Origin of the sequence: Pandoraea sp. 64-18 (genome assembly GCF_001899225.1) — a bacterium.
Lineage (GTDB): Bacteria > Pseudomonadota > Gammaproteobacteria > Burkholderiales > Burkholderiaceae > Pandoraea > Pandoraea cepalis.
Genome location: NZ_MKVU01000004.1, coordinates 46,362 through 66,003, shown reverse-complemented (window position 1 = coordinate 66,003; position 19,642 = coordinate 46,362). Strand labels below are relative to the sequence as shown.

At 65.9% G+C, this 19,642-nt stretch carries 14 protein-coding genes and 1 pseudogene; 3 read left to right on the top strand and 12 right to left on the bottom strand.

Annotated elements, in window-relative coordinates; genetic code table 11:
• Nucleotides 1-84 precede the first annotated feature (84 nt).
• The 6 genes and pseudogenes from putP to hemE all read right to left on the bottom strand — a co-directional run bounded on the left by putP (nucleotide 85) and on the right by hemE (nucleotide 11,998).
• Nucleotides 85-1,630: pseudogene (gene putP / locus BGP02_RS01070) on the bottom strand (sodium/proline symporter PutP).
• Nucleotides 1,631-2,130: 500 nt separating this feature from the next.
• Nucleotides 2,131-6,054 (bottom strand): trifunctional transcriptional regulator/proline dehydrogenase/L-glutamate gamma-semialdehyde dehydrogenase, encoded by a 3,924-nt coding sequence (putA, locus tag BGP02_RS01065; protein WP_017233607.1) that lies wholly within the window; start codon nucleotides 6,052-6,054, stop codon nucleotides 2,131-2,133.
• Between the two features lie 174 nt (nucleotides 6,055-6,228).
• The gene (gene sorB, locus BGP02_RS01060) at nucleotides 6,229-6,567 is read right to left on the bottom strand and encodes a SorB family sulfite dehydrogenase c-type cytochrome subunit (RefSeq protein WP_017233606.1); all 339 of its coding nucleotides are present in this window, start codon (nucleotides 6,565-6,567) and stop codon (nucleotides 6,229-6,231) included.
• Between the two features lie 14 nt (nucleotides 6,568-6,581).
• Complete coding sequence (sorA, locus tag BGP02_RS01055; RefSeq protein WP_268567049.1) at nucleotides 6,582-7,895, bottom strand: SorA family sulfite dehydrogenase catalytic subunit; 1,314 nt, start codon at nucleotides 7,893-7,895, stop codon at nucleotides 6,582-6,584.
• A 130-nt stretch (nucleotides 7,896-8,025) separates the two neighbouring features.
• Complete coding sequence (locus tag BGP02_RS01050) at nucleotides 8,026-10,533, bottom strand: primosomal protein N' (RefSeq protein ID WP_286797366.1); 2,508 nt, start codon at nucleotides 10,531-10,533, stop codon at nucleotides 8,026-8,028.
• A gap of 394 nt (nucleotides 10,534-10,927) precedes the next feature.
• Entirely contained in the window at nucleotides 10,928-11,998 is a 1,071-nt protein-coding gene (gene hemE / locus BGP02_RS01045) for a uroporphyrinogen decarboxylase (protein WP_026131880.1), read from the bottom strand.
• 245 nt (nucleotides 11,999-12,243) lie between these two features.
• Here hemE and BGP02_RS01040 point away from each other — a divergent pair, with 245 nt between their 5' ends.
• Nucleotides 12,244-13,065: a transporter substrate-binding domain-containing protein gene (locus BGP02_RS01040; RefSeq protein WP_150564757.1), complete on the top strand. Its 822-nt coding sequence runs from the start codon at nucleotides 12,244-12,246 to the stop codon at nucleotides 13,063-13,065.
• A gap of 20 nt (nucleotides 13,066-13,085) precedes the next feature.
• Here the strand turns inward: BGP02_RS01040 and BGP02_RS01035 are convergent, their stop codons facing one another.
• From BGP02_RS01035 to BGP02_RS01020, 4 genes are all read right to left on the bottom strand, one after another.
• Nucleotides 13,086-14,024 (bottom strand): alpha/beta hydrolase, encoded by a 939-nt coding sequence (locus BGP02_RS01035; RefSeq protein ID WP_261939589.1) that lies wholly within the window; start codon nucleotides 14,022-14,024, stop codon nucleotides 13,086-13,088.
• A gap of 36 nt (nucleotides 14,025-14,060) precedes the next feature.
• Nucleotides 14,061-14,555, bottom strand: a complete 495-nt coding sequence (locus tag BGP02_RS01030; RefSeq protein WP_017233600.1) for a CoA-binding protein — start codon at nucleotides 14,553-14,555, stop codon at nucleotides 14,061-14,063.
• Nucleotides 14,556-15,286: 731 nt separating this feature from the next.
• The gene (gene otnI, locus BGP02_RS01025) at nucleotides 15,287-16,075 is read right to left on the bottom strand and encodes a 2-oxo-tetronate isomerase (protein WP_017233599.1); all 789 of its coding nucleotides are present in this window, start codon (nucleotides 16,073-16,075) and stop codon (nucleotides 15,287-15,289) included.
• A gap of 57 nt (nucleotides 16,076-16,132) precedes the next feature.
• Complete coding sequence (locus BGP02_RS01020; protein ID WP_286797361.1) at nucleotides 16,133-16,639, bottom strand: energy transducer TonB family protein; 507 nt, start codon at nucleotides 16,637-16,639, stop codon at nucleotides 16,133-16,135.
• Between the two features lie 298 nt (nucleotides 16,640-16,937).
• On the opposite strand from BGP02_RS01020, the gene arsC reads away from it, so the two are divergent.
• Nucleotides 16,938-17,294 carry an arsenate reductase (glutaredoxin) gene (arsC, locus tag BGP02_RS01015; protein ID WP_026131879.1) on the top strand — a complete coding sequence of 119 codons (357 nt, stop codon included), beginning with the start codon at nucleotides 16,938-16,940 and terminating at the stop codon, nucleotides 17,292-17,294.
• A 73-nt stretch (nucleotides 17,295-17,367) separates the two neighbouring features.
• On the opposite strand, the gene BGP02_RS01010 is transcribed toward arsC, so the two are convergent.
• Complete coding sequence (locus BGP02_RS01010; protein WP_261939591.1) at nucleotides 17,368-18,129, bottom strand: 3'-5' exonuclease family protein; 762 nt, start codon at nucleotides 18,127-18,129, stop codon at nucleotides 17,368-17,370.
• Nucleotides 18,126-18,782, bottom strand: a complete 657-nt coding sequence (locus tag BGP02_RS01005; protein ID WP_017233595.1) for an MBL fold metallo-hydrolase — start codon at nucleotides 18,780-18,782, stop codon at nucleotides 18,126-18,128. Before BGP02_RS01005 ends, BGP02_RS01010 begins: the two co-directional genes overlap by 4 nt.
• A 234-nt stretch (nucleotides 18,783-19,016) precedes the next feature.
• Here BGP02_RS01005 and BGP02_RS01000 point away from each other — a divergent pair, with 234 nt between their 5' ends.
• Complete coding sequence (locus BGP02_RS01000) at nucleotides 19,017-19,634, top strand: septal ring lytic transglycosylase RlpA family protein (protein ID WP_017233594.1); 618 nt, start codon at nucleotides 19,017-19,019, stop codon at nucleotides 19,632-19,634.
• Nucleotides 19,635-19,642: the final 8 nt, after the last annotated feature.

The following is a 19,642-nucleotide window of genomic DNA, read 5'->3' as shown; positions in this document are numbered from 1 at the left end:
CGCAATATGCGTCCGACGCGGCAGTATTGGATGGCTGCGCGCGCCGGTCAAGAGGGAGAAGTTCCGATGGAAGGTGCTACCCGCTTATGGCGAGGGTTGCGCCGTCGGAGCGCCGGTGCTACCCGAATCGCCCTTTGCGCCTTGCTGGATCGCGCGCAGCGTCGCTTCGGCGCTGGCGTAGCGGGCGAGCACGTCGGCGCTTGGGGCCTTGTCAAAGCGACTCACCACGATGAGCGCCAGGCCGCCCAGCACAAAGCCCGGCAGGATTTCGTACAGGTCGAACCAGCCGAACTGCTTCCAGATCAGGACCGCGGCCGCCCCCACGACAATGCCCGCGAGCGCCCCGTTACGGGTGACGCGCGGCCACAGCAGCGTGGCCAGCACCAGCGGACCGAAGGCCGCCCCGAAACCCGCCCAGGCGTAACTCACCATGCCGAGCACACGGCTCTGCGGATCGAGGGCCAACACCACGGCGATCACTGCCACGCTCAACACCATCGCCCGGCCGATCCACACGAGGCGGCCCTGGCTGACCGGCCCGCGCGCAAACGTTTTGTAGAGGTCTTCCGTCAGTGCACTGGCGCACACGAGCAGCTGGCACGACAAGGTGCTCATCACGGCTGCGAGAATCGCCGCCAGCAGCACGCCCGTGAGCCACGGGGTGAAGAGCTGGGTCGTGAGCGCCATGAAGATGGTCTCCGGGTTTGCCGCCACACCGGCACCGAGATCGGGCCGCGCGCTATAGAACGCCAGTCCGAAGAAGCCCACGGCGACCGCACCGGTCAGGCACAGCACCATCCAGGTCATGCAGATGCGACGCGCCTGCGGAATCGCCGCCGCTGAGCGCGCGGCCATGAACCGCACGAGAATATGCGGCTGGCCGAAATAGCCCAGACCCCAGGCGAGCATCGAGATGACGCCGATAGGCGCGAGATCGCCGAACCAATCGGTATGGGCGGGGTGCACGGCGGTGACCGCGTCCACGGCCGCCGCAGGGCTGCCGTCGAGCGCAATCACGGCGATCGGGGTGACGACCAGTGCGGCGAACATCAGCGAGGCCTGCACCGTATCGGTCCAGCTCACCGCAAGGAATCCGCCGATGAAGACGTAGGCAATGGTCGCCACAGCGCCGATCCACAGCGCCGTGCGGTATTCCAGGCCGAACATCGTTTCGAACAGCCGGGCGCCGGCAACGACCCCCGACGCGCAATAAATCGTGAAGAAGATGAGGATCACGAGCGCCGTGACGATGCGCAGCACGTGGCTGCGGTCACCGAAGCGCTGTGTGAGGTACTCGGGCAGGGTCAGCGCGTTGCCGCACACCTCCGTATGCACACGCAAGCGCGCGGCCACGAGATGCCAGTTGGCCCACGCGCCGATCGCCAGGCCGATGGCGATCCAGACACCCGACAGGCCGCCCATGTAGATCGCCCCAGGCAGGCCGAGCAAGAGCCAGCCGCTCATGTCGGAAGCCCCGGCGGAAAGCGCGGTGACGAAGCTGCCGAGGCGACGTCCGCCGAGAATGTAGTCGGGAAAGATCGTGGGTGGCGCGATAGCCGAGCCATCCGATCACCAGCATCAATAGCAAATACACGGTGAATGACACCGCAGTGGGATTCCAAAGGGACATGTAGCCTCCTCGAGCGTCGGTGTCACGTGCGTTGCGCGCCTCTGCCGGCATGACGAAAGAGGCGGCGACGCGGGACGACGAACGCTATGGCCAGCGATACGTGTCGCTGGCACGGGTTGACCGCGCAATGGCGGTGAGACGCGTGATATGTCGGGGGCGGGCGCGAAGATACCGCGAATGCGCGCGGTGTGCGTGAGTACGGGAAGTGCGGCGGGGCGTGATAAGCGTTGGGCTGATCGGGGAGATGGGCGGGGAGGCGCGAGAAAAGCGCAGGAAGGCGCTGGAATGAGGCGGGCGGTTGACCCGTTAACCCATCGCGGCCGCCATTGTCCCGGAAGGCAGGACGCTGGCAGCCGCTGAGGACAACGCGATCGGGACGACGGCGCGTCCGGGGAGGGGGGCGAAATCGGCAGTCGGAACCTGCGAATCCTGCGGATTCAGCCATCAGATTTCGGACGAATCCGACGGGATTCGTCGCGAAACCTGACGGTCCGCCGCGATCAGCCGATGGTCATGAGGTTGGCATTGCCACCTGCGGCAGCCGTGTTGACCGACACCGAGCGTTCGCACAGCAGTCGCTCCAGTGCGTAGTCGTCACCGGCGGCCAGCGCCTCGGGCGCGAGGCCCTGCATCGACAGGATCGGACCGTTGCGGGTTGCGATGCGACGGTTCAGGGCGCGCAGCTCGTCGCTGTCGCCTTCGAACAGCACCGCGGCGAGCGATGGCTCGGCGGCGGCGTCCGCCCCTGCCGCCAACACTGACGCGCGTCCCTTGAGGGCCGCCGGCAGGGCGCTCACCAGTTCGCGGGCGGCAATGCTCTCCGTGAAGACGGCGTCGTTGCCCGTCGCCAGCGCGGCAGCCAGTTGCGTGCGCGCGCCGAGCGGCGTGGCAGCCACGCACAGGACCGGGCCGCGTGGCTCCAGACCATAGGTGTTGCGCTCACCGGTCGGTCCCGGCAGCACGGCGGTGGCGTCGAGTGCCGACGTGGCCAGATAACGGTCGACGCGATGAATCGCGGCGGCGCTATCGGCCGAGTTGTCCTGCGCGCGCAGCCAGTCGCGGTAGCTCACCAACGGCGAGAGCGCGGCTTCGTTGCGGTTCAGCTCGGCGGGCAGCGAAGCCGGACGCGTCGCCAGCAGACGCGGCAGATACATCGGGCCGCCGGCTTTCGGACCCGTCCCAGACAAGCCTTCGCCGCCGAACGGCTGCACGCCGACCACGGCGCCAATCACGTTCCGGTTCACGTAGACGTTGCCGACATGGGCGCGCTCGGTCACATAGGCAATGGTTTCGTCGATACGCGTATGCACGCCGAACGTCAGGCCGTAGCCAGTGCCGTTGATCTGATCGAGCAGCTTGTCGAGTTGCGCGCGCTTGAAGCGGATCACGTGCAGCACCGGGCCGAAGACTTCGCGTTGCAGCGCCGTGAGATCGGTCAGCTCGATGAGTGTCGGCGGCACGAACGTGCCGTGGCGGGCGGCGTCGGGCAGCGGCAGTTGTTCGACCGGGAAGCCCTTGTCGCGCATCTGCTCGATGTGGCGGTTGATGCCGTTTTGCGCTTCGGCGTCGATCACCGGACCGACGTCGATGGACAGGCGATCCGGATTGCCGATGGCCAGTTCCTGCATCGCGCCCTTGAGCATATGCAACGTCTTGTCGGCGATGTCGTCCTGCAGGCACAGCACACGCAGCGCCGAGCAGCGCTGACCGGCCGAATCGAAGGCCGATGCGAGTACGTCGTACACGACCTGTTCGGGCAGTGCCGACGAATCGACGATCATCGCGTTCTGACCGCCGGTCTCGGCGATCAGTGGGATCGGACGGCCATTGGCGTCGAGGCGCTCGGCCAGCGTGCGCGCGATGATGCGCGCCACTTCGGTCGAGCCGGTGAACATGACGGCCTTCGTGCGGGCGTCGGCCACGAGCGCGGCGCCGACTGTTTCCCCTGTGCCCGGCAGCAATTGCAGCGCGCCGGCCGGAACGCCGGCGGCGTGCATCAGGCGAACCGCTTCGGCGGCGATGAGTGGCGTCTGCTCGGCCGGCTTGGCGATGACCGGGTTACCGGCGGCCAGCGCGGCGGCGACCTGACCAACGAAGATCGCGAGCGGGAAGTTCCACGGGCTGATGCACAGCACCGGGCCCAACGGGCGGTGCGTGTCGTTGGAGAAGCCCTGACGGATCTGCGCGGCGTAGTAGCGCAGGAAGTCGACGGCCTCACGCACTTCGGCCACGGCGTTGGGCAGCGACTTCCCCGCTTCGCGCACGCACAGGCCCATGAGCGTGGGCATGTGGGCCTCAAGCAGATCGGCCGAGCGCATCAGGCTGTCGGCGCGTTCCTCGACCGGCGTGGCTTGCCAGATCGGGGCAGCGGCTACGGCGTTGACGAGCGCGGCATCCACATCGGCCGAGGTGGCCTCGATGACCTGACCCACGGTGTCGCGCAGATCGGCCGGATTGCGCACGGCACGTGGCGTGCCCGTGGTGCGCTCACCGTCGGCCAGCATTGGCGCGGCGCGCCACGGCGTGCCCGCGCTGGCGAGCAGGGCCGACGACAGCGACGCGAGACGGTGCTCGTTCGACAGGTCGAAGCCCGAGGAGTTGGCGCGCGCCACACCATACAGTTCACGCGGCAGCGGAATCTTGGCATGCGGTGCGCCGAGCGGTTGTACCTTCTCCGATTCCGAGATCGGATCGGCGATCAGTTCGTCGACGCTGACGGTCTCATCCGCAATCCGGTTCACGAACGAGGTGTTCGCGCCATTTTCGAGCAGACGGCGCACGAGGTAGGCGAGCAGCGTTTCGTGCGTACCGACCGGCGCATACACGCGGCAGGGCCGCGCGAGCTTGCCCGAGGCGATCGGGCCGACGACCTCTTCGTAGAGCGGCTCGCCCATGCCGTGCAGGCACTGGAATTCGTACTGGCCGGGGTAGTAGTTATTGCCCGCCAGGTGATAGATGGCAGAAAGCGTGTAGGCGTTGTGCGTGGCGAACTGCGGGTAGATGGCGTCCGGCACGGCGAGCAGCTTCTTCGCGCAGGCAAGGTACGACACGTCCGTGTAGATCTTGCGGGTATAGACCGGATAGCCTTCGAGCCCGTCGACCTGCGCGCGCTTGATTTCCGTATCCCAGTACGCACCCTTGACCAGACGCACCATGATGCGGTGACGGCTGCGACGCGCCAGATCGATGATGAAGTCGATCACGAACGGGCAACGCTTCTGATAGGCCTGCACCACGAAACCGATGCCGTTCCAGCCGGCCAGCTCGGGATCGAAGCACAGCGCTTCGAGCAGGTCGAGCGAGATTTCGAGGCGATCGGCTTCTTCGGCATCGATATTCAGGCCGATGTCATAAGAGCGTGCCAACTTGGCGAGCGCCTGCACGCGCGGCAGCAGTTCCGCGACCGTACGCTCATGTTGGCTGCGCGAGTAGCGCGGATGCAGGGCCGATAGTTTGATCGAGATGCCAGGGCCTTCATAGATGCCGCGGCCGGCCGAAGCCTTGCCGATGGCCTGAATGGCTTGCTCGTAACTCGCGTAGTAGCGCTGGGCATCCTCTTCGGTCGTCGCGGCTTCGCCGAGCATGTCGTACGAATAGCGGAAGCCCTGGGCTTCGTATTTGCGGCTGTTGGCGAGTGCTTCGGAGATGGTTTCCCCGGTCACGAACTGCTCGCCCATCAGGCGCATGGCCATGTCCACGCCCTTGCGGATGAGCGGCTCGCCGCCGCGGCCGATCAGGCGCGTGAGGGCCTTGGTGAGACCGGCTTCGCTGGTGGTGGTCACAAGCTTGCCGGTGATCATCAGGCCCCAGGTGGCGGCGTTGACGAACATCGACGGCGAATTGCCCATGTGGGCGTGCCAGTCGCCCTTGCTGATCTTGTCGCGGATGAGCGCGTCGCGCGTGGCCTTGTCGGGAATGCGCAGCAGGGCTTCGGCCAGGCACATCAGCGCCACGCCTTCCTGGCTGGACAACGAGAATTCGTGGATCAGACCTTCCACGCCGCCGCCGGTGCTCTTGCCGCGCAGCGCGACGACGAGCTTGCGGGCGAGGTCGGAGGCCGACGTCGCGGTCGCCGGGGCCAGTTTGGCCTGACCGACGAGCACGGGCACGCATTCCGGCTCGGGGCGGCGGTAGGCCGCCGTGATTGCCGCCCGCAGCACCGATTGCGGTTGCACGTTCTGGGCGAATTCGAGGAACGGATGCGGCACGGTATCGTCGCCTGCGTGGCCGTCGATCACCTCGGTGCCCGATTGGGTCGCGCCGCTTAATTCGGGCGGCAGCGCGCCGCTCTCAATGCGCTCCAGGTAAGCGAAGATGGCCTGTTTGATGAGCCAGTGCGGGGTGCGCTCGATTTGCTGGGCGGCGCTTTTGAGCCGGGTACGCAGTACGTCGTCGACCTTGACGCCGAGGGTGGTGTTAGCCATGGAAGGGTTACCTGATGACGCGAAAACGTGACACCCATAGCGGGTGAATTTCGGCATCGTAACCGGGTTTCAAAAGAGGTGCAACCTGGGTCGATATTAGGGTTGCACCTAGGTGTGAGGCCGACACGCGAAACGTCGTGTGGCGCCCCGGCCCGCGGGCCGGGGCGAGAGGCGTTACTTCTGGTCGGTGCCGTACGTTTTTCCCAAATACTCCGAAATCAGCTTGACCTGATCTTCCGGGATGGGCGCGCCATACACTTTCACCATCTTCGTGACTTCCGCGCTCCAGAAGGCCGCCGACATAGGCGGTTGGGTGTTGACGTAGTCGAGCGAGTGGCACATGACGCACCACGAGTTGGCCGATTGATAACCGGCCAGCGTCGAGGCCTTCAACTGCGATGTCTCCTGCGGCAGCTTGATCTCGAGTGCATGGACGGGGGCGGCGAAGACGCCGAACAGACCCAACAGGCCGGACAGCAGGGCAGCGCGGCGCGCAATCTTCGAAAGGTTCATGATCGTCCCCCGTCTCAAGCCGCGATCACACGCACGGTTTCCACCCCGTTGCGCAGATAGCCGGCCGGATTCCACAGCGATTGCAGCGGTTGCGACACCCCTGCACGATTCGTCGCCCGCACTTGGAGCGCGTACTCGCCGGGCTTGGGGGGCGTGAACGACGCCGTCCATTCGCGGAACGAGTACTTCGACAGTTCGTGGCCGAGCTGGGCCGCCTGCCAGGTCTGGCCGCCGTCGGCCGAGAACTGTACGTCGCGAATGCCTTCGCCGCCGTCGAACGCGATGCCGCGCACGCGCACCGCTTTGCCCGCCGCCACGTGCTCGCCGTCGGCAAGACTCGTGACGAACGAGCGCACGGTGAAGCGTTCGATCGGTTTTGTCTTCTCGGGCGCCTTGCCGGGCGTGACGCAATTGCAGTCGTTATCGGGAATGCGATACGCCGTGGCCATCCAGAAGCCGTCGAACACCTTGTCGATAACGTTGATGTCCGCCAGATGCTTCACCCAATACGTGCCGTAGTAGCCCGGCACGACCAGCCGCACCGGAAAGCCGTTGAGCATCGGCAGATCCTTGCCGTTCATGGCGAACGCGATCATCACTTCGCCATCCATCGCGTGATCGAGGTCGAGCGCCTTCACGAACTCGGGCGTCGTGGGGACGATCGGCCGGTCAAGCCCTTCGAACGTCACTTGCTTTGCGCTGGCCGACACGCCCGCCCGTTCGAGAATCCGCTTGAGCGGAATGCCGCGCCAGCGCGCGTTGCCCATCGCACCATTGGCAATCTGTCCGCCGGCGACGCGCGGCTCGAAAAAGCCACGGCTATTGCCCGAGCATTGGTGGACGGCCACGATCTCGACTGGTGCGCCGTAGTCCTTCTTGAGCGACGCGAGCGAGATATCGAGCGGTTTGGCGACGCTGCCGCGCACGTGAATCCGATGCTTCGCCGGATCGATGTCGGTCGGAATGCCCGCGAGGTGGTAGCGCACGAAGAACGCATCGTTCGGCGTGATGAGCCCGTCGTTGAAAATCGCGAACGGCGTTTCCAGTTGCGGGGGGCGCGCCGTCAAGCGGATCAGCGGGCGCTTCTGCGGATACGCGACGAGTTCGCGTTCCCCATTGGCAAACGGCAGCGTCACCATGTGGGGTGCGGTGGTGGCGGCGAGGACGTCAAGCGCGCGCCCCGCGAGGCTGGCGCCAACGCCCAGTGCACCCGCGCGTCGCAAGAAGCGGCGCCGGGAAGCCTCGGCCAAAGGCGATTCGGTGGGCGGGAGGGGCGGTGTGGCGATGTGCGGCGCCGTAGGGGCGGCGCGCCGGTCGTGCGATTTCATCGGGATGTCTCCTGTAGGACTTCTTATCGTGCAGACGACGTGAACCGTTCGGCGTGCGGTGATCGACTACTGTCTGCATCGTCGGGGATTCGGGCGATGTTGTCAAATTTCCGGAACGCTATATACCGATTTATATTTCGAGAGGATCGACTTCGAGGTGCCAACGCACGGGCGCCTTGAGTGCGCGCAGCTCGCTCATCCAGTGCGTGAGGAAGCGTTGGAGCGCGCCGCGATGCGGGCTCTCGACCACGAGCTGGGCGCGTTCGGTGCCCGCGATCCGGACCATCGTCATCGGCACCGGATCCCACAGGGAGATGCGCGCGTCGTGCAGCACGGGCGTGGCGGCGATCTCGCGGGCCTGTTTGAGAAACGTCATGGCGTCGTCCAGGCGCCGGGCTTCGGCGCGCAGGAGCGCTTGATGCGTGAACGGCGGCAGCAGGGCGACGCGCCGCTCCTCCAGTTGCTGCGCCGCGAAGCCCGCGTAGTCGTGACGCATGAGCGACGCGAACAACGGGTGCGACGCGTAGCGCGTCTGAATCAGCACGTCGCCGGGGCCGTCGGCGCGGGCGGCGCGCCCGGCGCGCCCGGCCACCTGCATCAGTTGTGCAAACAGACGCTCGGCCGCTCGGAAGTCGTGGGAGAAGAGGGCGCTGTCGGCGTTGACCACGCCCACGAGCGTGACGTTACGGAAGTCGTGGCCCTTGGCGACCATCTGCGTGCCGATCAGGATGTCGACTTCGCCCGCATGGACCTGCGCGAACAGCGCCTGCGCGCTGCCTTTGCGGCGTGTGCTGTCAGCATCGATGCGTGCGAGCCGGGCGTCCGGGAACTGTTCAGCCAGCGCCTCCTCGATGCGCTGCGTGCCGCGCCCCAGCGGCGCGAGATCGAGATTGCCGCAATCGGGGCAGGCATGCGGAATGCGCGACTCGGCGCCGCAGTGATGGCAGCGCAGCCGCCGCTCGGGCTTGTGCAACACCATGTGGGCGCTGCACCGGCGGCAGTCGCTGATCCAGCCGCAGGCATCGCAGTTGAGCACCGGGGCGTAACCGCGGCGGTTCAGGAACAGCAGGCTTTGCTCGCCCGCTTCGAGCCGGGCGCGAATGGCGGCGAGCAGCGATTGCGACAAGCCCTCGTGCACCGTGCGCTGAAGTTTGCGCTCGATGTCCATGTCGATGAGCGAGACGCGCGGCAACACGGCATCGGGCGTGGCGCGCTCGGGCATCGCGAGGCGGACGTAGCGGCCCTGCTCGGCGCGCCGCCAGCTATCGAGCGACGGCGTGGCCGAGCCGAGGACGACGGGGATGCGCAACCGGTTCGCCCGCCAGATGGCGAGGTCGCGCGCCGAGTAACGCAACCCTTCCTGTTGCTTGTAGGACGGATCGTGCTCTTCGTCGACGACGATGAGGCGCAGGTGCGGCAGCGACGCCATCACCGCGAGTCGGGTGCCGAGCACGATGCGCGCCTCGCCGCGATGGGCGGCCAGCCAGTGCCGGGCTCGCTCGCCTTCGGCCAGTCCGCTGTGCAGTGTGACGAGCGTCTCGCCGGGGAATCGCGCACGGAAGACGCCTTCGAGTTGGGGCGTCAGATTGATTTCCGGCACGAGCACGAGGACCTGGGCGTCGCGCTCGCGAAGCGCCTCGGCCACGGCGCGCAAATAGACTTCTGTCTTGCCGCTGCCGGTCACGCCGTAGAGCAGGAAGGGGGGGCAGGCGGGGAGGTCCCCCGTGTCGCCCGCATTGCCGGCGTCGAGCTTGCCCAATGGCGCTGTGGCGTCGAGGCGTTGGGCGCCGGCGACTTCGAGCGCGTCGTGAATGGCCGCGACGGCGTCGGCTTGCCCGACAGTCAACGTTCTGGTGGCGCGCGGCGTGTCCTGCGTGCCGAGGTCGATATTGGCCAAAGCGTCGGCGAGTGCGCAATCGGTGGGAGCGTTGGCGTCAGCGGCGCTCGATTCGCCATCCTCATCGTCAGCTTCATCGGCATGGCGTACCGCTTCGTGGAACGGCACGGTGTCGACGACGACCCAGCCGGCGGCGGCCCACTGTTTGAGCACGTCGGCGGCCTTTGCGCACAGGGCGCGCGCCTCGTCCGCATCGAGCGTGCCGGCTTGCGCCAGACCCTCGGCCAAACGGCGCTGGGCGCGCAGCCGGGCGGGCACGTTCTCCAGGAGCGCGGCCAGGGCGCCGTCGGCCAGCCGGTAACGTTGCACGCCACGCTGGGCGAGTAGCCGCGGCCAGCGCATCGGCGTGCGCAGATGCGCCGGGACGCCCGGCAGGGCCACCTCACCGATACCGCGTTGGTAATAGCGCGAGGCGAACTGCATCAGCTCACGCCAATCCTCGCCGAGCGGCGGTAATTCATGCCAGACGGCGGTGACGTCACGCAGCTTGCCCGGTGCGATTTCGCTGCGGTGCGTCAATTCCCAGACGACGCCTACGACCTGTCGGCGTCCGAACGGTACCTGCACCAGTTGCCCAGGGCTCGCGGCCTGGTCGAGCCGATAATCGAACAGCGTGAGCAGGGGCGTATCGAGCGCCACGCGGGCGATAGCGGGCGCACCGAGGCGCGGCTGGGCGACCGGGGGCAGGGCATCCGCAGTCGATGCAAGAGACGGGTCGGGCAGGTCGTCGGCGCAGGTCAAACTTAAAGTGAATCCTGAGAAGTGTCGGTAAACCCCGGATTTAAGTCGGGTTTCCGGTGGACTTGAAGTGCTTGTGGATAACTATGTTGAGAACTGTGGGGATTATCTCTCGTCAGCCTCACCAGGCGGCCCTCACGCGGTGCCGTGCTTAGACTTTGCCTGAATCAAAAATGCTTTTTGATCAATGGCTTATGAGCGGCGTCGAAGCTTACCCCCCGTTACCTCTCACTTGCGGCGGCGCAGCGAGAATTTGTGCATAAGTCTTCGGGACAACTCCGTAAATTGGAGGGGTTACTCGACAGGTTTACGCTTGACATTCGGTGCTTGAAACGGCGGTTGGGTCTGCAAGGCAAATGGCCTCGCGAGCCGCACCGCCGCTGGTGCGTGTCGCCAATTACGCCGTTTGGCGCAGCTTTCGGCTGTAGCGGTGGACTTCGTCAACGAGTGCCGCAACGTGATCGGGTTGCGTGAACTGCGAAATACCATGCCCCAGGTTGAATACGTGGCCTGGTGCGTTGCCATAAGCGTCGAGCAGGCGGCGAACCTCGGCGCGAATGGCCTCGGGCGCTGCAAAGAGGGCGGTGGGATCGAAGTTGCCTTGCAGCGCACAACGATCGCCGACGCGACGGCGCGCGGCCGCGAGATCCACGGTCCAATCGAGTCCGATGGCGTCGGGTCCGGTGTCGGCGATGGCTTCGAGCCACTGACCGCCGCCCTTGGTGAAGACGATGTGGGGAATGCGTGCGCCATTCCACTCGCGATGCACGCCCGCGAGCGCCTTTTGCATGTAGGCGAGCGAGAACCGTTGGTAGAGACCGTCGGCCAACGCCCCGCCCCACGTGTCGAACACCATGACCGCCTGCGCGCCCGCTTCGATCTGGGCGTTCAGGTAGGCCGAAACGGCGCGCGCATTGGTCTCCAGAATATGCGTCATCAAGTCGGGACGCTCGTACATCATCGTCTTGACGGTGCGGAAGTCGGCCGACCCGGCCCCTTCGACCATGTAGCAAGCGAGCGTCCACGGGCTGCCGGAGAAGCCGATGAGCGGTACGCGTCCGTTCAGGGCGCGACGGATCTCGGCGACGGCGTCGAAGACGTAGCGCAGACTGTCGAGGTCCGGCGCCCGCAGGCGGCGCACATCGTCCTCGGTGCGCAGCGGGTGGGCGAAACGCGGCCCTTCACCCGCCTCGAACGACAGGCCGAGGCCCATGGCGTCGGGAATGGTGAGGATGTCCGAGAACAGGATGGCGGCATCGAGCGGGAAGCGCTCGAGCGGCTGCAGCGTGACCTCGGTGGCGTAGGCGGGGTTCTTGGCGAGCGCCAGGAAGCTACCGGCTTTGGCGCGTGTGGCGTTGTATTCGGGCAGGTACCGGCCCGCCTGGCGCATCAGCCAGATCGGCGTGTACTCGGTCGGCTGGCGCAGCAGTGCGCGCAGGAAAGTATCGTTTTGCAGAGCTTGGGACACGTCGCGGCGGTGGGTAGGAGGGTTGGGGCAAGCGGTCATTTTACTCGCGTATCCTCGGCCCGGACGCATGGCGGGCTGTTATGCCGCACATCAGCCATCGGCGACGCGTCGGCGTGGCGCGCGCGGAACAGTGGCGTCATTCCGATTGGCGTGGGCCGGGAGTGTCTTTAGTATTGAGCCCCACGCGCTGCGTCAGACAGTTCGGGAGCGCAGTGCGCCAACACGTCAAACCTCAGGAGACAAGCATGAAAGTCATGTTGACGGCCGCCAGCGCGGCCTTCGTGGCCGGGGCGGTGCTCGCCGGCGCTGCGGCCCACGCGCAATCGGCCGCTGTCGTGAGCCCTTCCGCGAACCCCGCCATCCACTCCCGGCTCGACGACATCGTCAAATCGGGCACGTTGCGCGCCTGCGCGACGGGTGACTACAAGCCTTACTCGTATCGCCGCCCGGATGGCCAGGTCGAGGGCATCGACGTGGATCTGGTCGCCTCGCTGGCGAAGTCGCTCGGCGTGAAGCCGGTGATCGTTCCGACGACCTGGAAGGGGCTGATGGACGACTTCACCGCCGGCAAATGCGATATCGCCGTCGGCGGTGTGTCGGTCACGCTGGATCGGGCGGCGCGCGCCTATTACAGCAACGTGGTCATGGTCGACGGCAAATCGCCGATCGTGCGCTGCGCCGACGTGGCGAAGTACCAGACGCTCGCCGATCTGAACAAACCGAGCACGCGCGTCATCGCCAACCCGGGCGGCACGAACGAACGTTTCGCCCGCCAGTACCTGCCGAACGCCACGCTCACGATCTATCCGGACAATGTCACGATCTTCAAGCAGATCGTCGACGGCAAAGCCGACGTGATGGTCACCGACGCCTCGGAAACGCTGTTGCAGCACAAGCTCAATCCGTCACTGTGCCCGGTCAACCCCGACAAGCCGTTGCAGTTCGGTGAGAAGGCCTACCTGCTGCCGCGCGGCGACGACATCTTCAAGCAATACGTCGACCAGTGGCTGAATCTTGCGCAGAAGACCGGGGAATATCAGAAGGTCGTCGACAAGTGGCTGAAGTGACGGCGTGAGTCCCGCGCGGGTCATCCCAGCCAGTCACGCAGACGCTGCGCCGCGTCGTGCATGACCAGCCTCGCCTGCGGCACGAACGGTTGTAACCTCGCGAAACTATGCGTCAGGCCGGGCGCCTCGATGACCTCCGCCCGGCCACCTGAACTCGCCACGAATTGGGCGTACGACACCGCTTCGTCGTGCAACGGATCGTATTCCGCCGCAATCACCAAGGCGTGCGGCAAGGCGTGACGCGGCGCTTGCGCGGTGAGATTGACCCGCACGTCGTCTGCCGACGGTGCCACGTTGCCCAGAAATTCCTTCCAGTACCAGCGCATTTCGTCGCGTGTCAGGCCCACGCCGTTCGCCAGACGCTCGTAACTCGGCGTATCGAACCGGTACTGCACCACCGGATAGATCAGCAACTGCGCCCCCACAATCCCCGGATGTCGATCGTTGAACCACGCCGCCGCCTGCGCCGCCAAGTGGCCGCCGGCGCTGTCGCCCGCCACGGCCAGACGGTCGACGCGCACGCCGAGCCGCGCGCGCTGCTCGGCCGCCCAGGCCAAGGCGTCGCGCGCGTCGTCGATCGGCGCCGGGAACGGATGCTCGGGCGCCAACCGGTAATCGACGCTCAACACCGCCACGTCGCCGTCCTGCGCCAGGAAGGCAGCCAACGTCCCATGGGTGTCGACATCTCCCACGACCCAGCCGCCGCCGTGGAAGAACACCACCAGCGGCACTTCGCGTTCGACCGGGCGATAGAGCCTTGCGCGCAGGGTGCGGCCCGGCAGCGCAATGTCGAAGGTCTCGCTGCGCAATCCCGCCGGCAACGGGCGCAAGGCCTCGTTGGCGACGGCGGCGAACCGGGCACGCACGTCTTGCGCGCTTGGCGCGCCGTTGTCGGCAGTGGCGGGGTACTTGCGCGCCATTTGGTCGTAATAGGCGAGTAGATCGGCGTCAATGGTCATGTCAGCGGGTCTTTGGCGGCGTTGGAGGTCGGCGGTTCAGCGTTTCGGAAGCGGCTGTCCCGGCGGGCGGGCGTCCGCGCCGGCGCGGGGGTGGCCCGCTTGCATCTGCCAGCGCTGGTGTTCGATCTTGACGCATCGGTCCATCACGACGTCCAGCCCTGCCGCCAGCGCGACGGCTGCGGCGTCGTCGTTTTCGATGCCCAACTGCATCCAGAGGCTGGTCGCGCCAATGGCGACGGCTTCATCCGCGATGGGCGGAATGTCGCCGCTGCGACGGAAACAGTCGACCATCTGGATCCGCAGGCCCTCGGCGCGCAAGGCGTCGGCCGCCTCGGCCAGGCTCGCATAAACGGGCTCGCCCAGAATCGTCGCGCCGGCCGCTTGCGGGTTGATGGGGACGATCCGGTATCCGTGCTGTTGCATGTAGCGCGATGTGGTGTAGCTCGGCCGGTCCGGCCGCGGCGACAGGCCCACCACCCCGATGACGCGGTCGCGCGCCAGTATCTGCCCCAAACGTTCCATGATTTGCATGCGAATGCGGCCCGACGGGGCCGGTGCGGTCGTTGACGGAATTGCTGCTCTCGGTGCGCTGCCGATCCGCGGCGTTGACGTGTCTTCGGATGTCAGATGCCCACTTTGTTGCCACGCACAAGGAATGAACTTAGCACATTGACGGCGCGCACGTGAAACGCGGCGGCGGCGCCGATGCTGCGACCGATGTGATGGGCCGGCTCGCGCGGGCATCGTCCGTGTCGATGCTTCGCCGGGCGAGTTACTCAGGATCACGAACCAAATGGCGCATCCGTCAATACGCCGGAAACCCATGCCGGAGAAGGCGAAGCGGCAGCATGAAGGGTCGCGCGAAGGTCTCAGGTGTTACAACCTGAAACACTTTGTTACCCCTCCCCCCATACGTTTCCACCAAAATGCTTTTCAACGCTGATGTGCTTATCCCCCGGTAACACCGCAGCGCGACTGTATCGGCGGAACGCGTCCCCCGGCGCGATCTGCAGGGTGGTTCGATGCAGTGCTCTGAATCTGGTCTCCTCGCGCTAACCCCGTAGCGTGTGGTTTTGGCGGGCCTACGTGTCCCGCCATTTTTTTTGCCTGCGCACACCTACATCTTTCCTACGCCTTTCGTCGTCATCCCAACGATTATTTCGCTCTCCGATTTACTTTTCGGAAATCGATTTATCCCTGCGTAAATGGGTAAGCGACATGCCGACCGGTGGTCGGCATGGTCGTCGCGGCGACTCAACAGCTTATCGGGTGGCCCTGAGCCACGGTTTGAGCCAGCCGAGTCCAGCGCGCGTCGCACCCTGCGGGCGATATTCGCACCCGACCCATCCCGCGTAGCCGAGTTCGTCAAGCAGACGGAAGAGAAACGGATAGTTGACTTCCCCGGTGTCGGGTTCGTGACGCGCAGGCACGCCTGCCACCTGCACGTGGCCGATATTGTCGATGTGCTGGCGTAGCTTGACCGCCAGGTCACCCTCGACGATCTGACAGTGATATACGTCGAACTGCACCTTGAGATGGCTCGCGCCGACCGCCTGGCGAATGGCCTGAGCCTGATCCTGTCGTGTCAGGAAATAGCGCGGAAAGTCACGCGGATTGATCGGTTCGATGAGAATCGTGACGCCATGCGCGGCAGCCTGTCCGGCCGCGTAGGCGAGATTGTCGAGATAAACGTCGCGGCAGCGCTCAAGCGACGCGGCGGGGTCGGGGCATCCGGCCATCACGTGCAGTTGGCGGCAGCCCAGCGTATCGGCGTAGTCGAGCGCGCGTTCGAGGCCGTCCCGAAACTGCGCTTCGCGCCCTGGCAGCGCTGCCAGCCCGCGCTCGCCGTTGGCCCAGTCACCGGCGGGGGTGTTGAACAGCACCTGCGTGAGCCCCGCGTCGTCCAGACGCGCCCGCACCTCTTGTGCGGGATGATCGTAAGGGAACAGGCATTCCACGCCCCGGAAGCCGTCGCTTGCGGCCTCGCGGAAACGCTCCAGAAACGGCACTTCCTGATAGAGCAGGGTCAGGTTCGCGGCAAATCGCGGCATGAGCATCTCCGTCGCCCGGCGCGGGCCGGGCAGGGTGGATCGATGCCTGTCACGATATCACTGCCCGTCGATCTGAGGCGCGGCCACGCTGCGCAACTGAAAGCGCCCGTCATCGTTGAAGAGCCAGGTTTCGACGGCGCGTACGCGGCCGCTGCTGTCGACCAGCGCACGGCTCGGCATCGGCAGCGGGCTGGCCCGTCGCAGGCTCGCCACCGCGATGCGCTCCGCTTCCTGGTCGCCATTGCTGCGATACAGCGCCACGCTCGTGATGTTCCCGCTGCGGTCTACCCAGTACTCGAGCGACACCACCGAGCGCAGCATCGGCTGGGGATTGCCCGGCGTGATCTGGCGGGCGTTGACCGCCGTCACGCGTTGCGCCGCGGCGATCTTGTACTGATCGAGCGCCGTGTATGGGACCCGGGCGGGCGTCAGGTTGAGGATGAGCGGCTGTTTGGGCTCGAAATCCGGATTGGCGCAGCCCGACACCGCCAGAACACAGGCGATGACGGTGAAGCCTCCGGCGGCATGCGGCGTCCGCCGGCATTGAGAAGGTTGCGCATACATACATCGTCTCCCGCAACATTCGCGACACGGGTCTTCTTGTTCATCTACCGGGCGGGAGCGGTCTCGCAGATCGCGAATTCGTCCGCGCGAAGCGCCTCTCGACACAACGCGAAGCCCTCATTGCCTATGTTAGATGGCCCACGCGCGCCGCGCAGCGCGGTTAACACGTAGGTGTCGATGTGGACCCGGATGTCGGCAAGTGGCGGTATCCGGCGATACCATGCATACTCGCCAGCGCCTGTTTCAGGCGCGCACGACGCCGTCGCGACTGACGCCTTTTGAACGTATTGGAGGGATCATGATTACCGTGTATCACAACCCGCGCTGCTCGAAGTCGCGCGAAGCGCTGGCTCTGGTGGAGGGGTCGCCGGCGGTGGGCGGGGGCGATCTGCAGATCATCGAGTATCTGAAGACCCCGCCGACGCTCGCCGATCTCAAGCGTTTGCACAACCTACTCGGCGTGCCGGTGCGCGAGATGATCCGAAGCAACGAAACCGAGTACACCGAGCTGGGCTTGGCCGACGCGGCGATGACCGACGACGCGTTGCTCGCCGCCGTGGCGGCGCATCCGAAGTTGTTGCAGCGACCCATCGTGGTCAACGGCGACAAGGCCGTGATTGCGCGTCCGCCCGACTTGGCGAGCCAGGTGCTGTAATCGACCGACGGCGGAAGCGGTCCCCGCGCCATGCGCGTCGAGCCCCTCGCGCATGGCACCGCGAGGTCCTGGCTCAGCCGTGCGCCGCGCTGTCCTTGCCGGGGCCGGTGTCTGGCGATTCGGCGTGCGCCACCGCCTCGGCCGCCGCTTGTGCTGCGGGCGACCTGAACACCGGCGCGTCGGCATTCGCCGTGAGTCCGGCGCCGCGCCAACCGGGGAGTTCGGTCAACGTCTTCTGCTGCTCGCGCAGCTCGGCGAGCATGTTGCAAAAGAGCGCACCTTGTTCGAGCGCGTCGTCGAGTGCCACGTGCGTGTGCGGCAGCGGGTCGAGCCAGACGGACGGCAGCCGCGGCTTGATGCACTTTCGGTAGGGCATGCCGGTCATGGCGAACGCGAGCGTCTTGATGTCGAGCGCCGACCATGAAAACGGACAACGACCGACGAAGCGCATCATGTACCAGAACATGAACGTGAAATCGAACCCTGCCGGATAGGCGACGAACACCGGCTTGCCCGGTAGCTTCTCCACCCACTTCACATACGCCTTGAGCGCCTTGGTCGGGTCTTCCTGATCGACGCGGCAGGCCGCCCATGCGTCTGGCTCGGTCTTCCACCATTTCATCGTCAGCGGATGCCCCTTCGCGTCGGGCAGGCACTCGAGATTGGCGCTGAACGTACCGATCAGCTCCTTGTCGGCCGTGTAGGCCGCCGACGCGAAACTGAGCATCGAATGCGGGCCGGGGATCGGGCCGTCGGCCTCGACGTCGGTGCTGACGAAAATCTCCTCGTCTGCGGGGATGATGCGCGAGGGGGTACGCGACACGGCCTCGCTCATGCGGCGCTCCCGGCGAGCACGGTATCGGCCACGTACGGATTGGTCTGACGTTCCTGACCGAAGGTGGAGACAGGGCCGTGTCCGGGAATGAAGGTCACGTCGTTGCCGAGCGGCCAGAGTTTGTTGCGGATCGACGCGATCAGGTCGGCGTGGTTGCCGCGCGGAAAATCGGTGCGGCCAATGGAGCCGGCGAAGAGCACGTCGCCCACGCTGGCCAGACGCTCGTCCGCCGAGAAGAACACGACATGACCCGGCGTATGCCCCGGGCAATGCAGCACGTCGAGGGTGACCTCGCCGAACGTGACCGTGTCGCCGTCGCCCAGCCAGCGGTCGGGCGTGAACGGCTGGGGTTCGGGAAAGCCGAAGCGCGCGCTTTGTGTCTGAAGCTGGTCGATCCAGAACGCGTCGTCGGGATGCGGGCCTTCGATGGGGACGTCGTATTTTTCGGCAAGTGCGCCCGCGCCGCCGCAATGGTCAAGGTGGCCGTGCGTCAGGAAGATTTTCTCGAGCGTCACGCCCTGGCGTTCAATCTCGCCGACGATCCGGTCGATGTCGCCACCGGGGTCGACCACGGCGGCGCGCTTCGTCGCATCGCAGACGAGCAGGGTGCAGTTTTGCTGGAAAGGCGTGACAGGAATCAGAGTGACGTTCATGGGATATCGGGGACGCAGTTTTCGCCTATTGTAATTCGGACGCGAGGGGACCCGCCGGGCGCGTCGCAATCGACGACACGCCTGAGCGCTGCTCGCCAAGCGGGTCGGAGCGCTTGAGCGAGCCGTGTCCGATGAGACTGACCAAGCCTGTGCGATGCTGATTCAGCGAGTCTCGGCGCGTAAGTGAACGCTCGCTGATAGGTTGCATTTTGCGTCGTGTTAAACTTGCGCGCTATGCGAACACGCGAGATCCTCACACGGTTCGCGGTCGGCTGCGCCCTCGCCCTGACGTTGACAGCCTGCACAACGCCGCTCGAACCCCTCAGCCCCACGGCTGCCGCCGCTTCGGCGACAGGCGCGCGCGCCCGTGCGCGCGAAGCCAACGCGCCCGTCGGGTCGAACTTCGATCTGCAGTGGCCCGGCAAGTCGTATCGTACCGAAGGTCTCAGTCCGGGCGATCCCGAAGCGCCGGATCGCGACGGCGAAGCGCATCTGCGCGCCGACGCCGGCACGTTTTACCAGACTGGCATGGCATCCTGGTATGGCAAGAAGTTTCATGGACGTCGCACGGCCACCGGCGAAACGTTCGACATGAACGAACCGACCGCCGCGCATCCGACCTTGCCGCTGGGCAGCTTTGCGCTCGTGCGCAATATCGCCAACAACAAGACTGTCGTCGTCAAAATCAACGATCGCGGCCCCTACGCGCACAATCGCATCATCGACCTTTCCTACGGGGCGGCCAAGCAGCTCGGCTTTATTCGCGCCGGCCACGCCAAGGTCGAAATCCGCCGCCTCTCCCGCACCGAAGTCGCTGCCCTCGGCCTGGACGACAGCAAGAACGCGCCCTGACGCCACGC